Origin of the sequence: Shewanella sp. NKUCC01_JLK (assembly GCF_019345615.1) — a bacterium.
GTDB classification, from domain to species: domain Bacteria; phylum Pseudomonadota; class Gammaproteobacteria; order Enterobacterales; family Shewanellaceae; genus Shewanella; species Shewanella oncorhynchi.
Window position 1 is genome coordinate 1 of sequence record NZ_JAHKRD010000039.1, and the last position, 541, is coordinate 541.

The window sequence follows — 541 nt, forward strand, 5'->3', positions numbered from 1 at the left end:
CGGTGGTCCCGCGGCTGGCAATGGCAGCGGTACAACCCCACCAGTGATGGGCAACGGTTCGCCATCGATGACAGATGATGGCACTCAAGTCGATGTTCCGACAGCCGTCGCAGAAACACCGACGAATGCGGGGACATCGGCTCGTCCGCCTGTCGCGGCGAACACCACAAACACGCCTTTAATGTCACAGACGGATGGCGTGCCTACGGAAGATACCCCTGCAACAGTGGTGCCTGAGGCGAATGCTGCACAAGGATACACCGGCCGTAAATGGGAGGTGAGTAGTTCAACACCAGTGAATCTGAGTCAGGGTGCGCAAACGGGCAGCAATTACACCCAAGGACCTAGACGTAATTTGGGGACAACCCCAGATGCAGCGCCGAGTGCTGCGACAGCTCATCCTCGTGGTCCCGCGGCTGTTAATGGCAGCGGTACAACCCCACCAGTGATGGGCAACGGTTCGCCATCGATGACAGATGATGGCACGCAAACCGATGCGCCTACAGCCGTCGCAGACACACCGACGAATGCGGGTACACCA

Annotated in this window: 1 pseudogene; it reads left to right on the forward strand. The window is 59.0% G+C overall.

The features are described 5' to 3' along the window. Nucleotides 1-541, forward strand: a pseudogene (locus tag KO537_RS22955) (hypothetical protein); the annotation flags it as partial.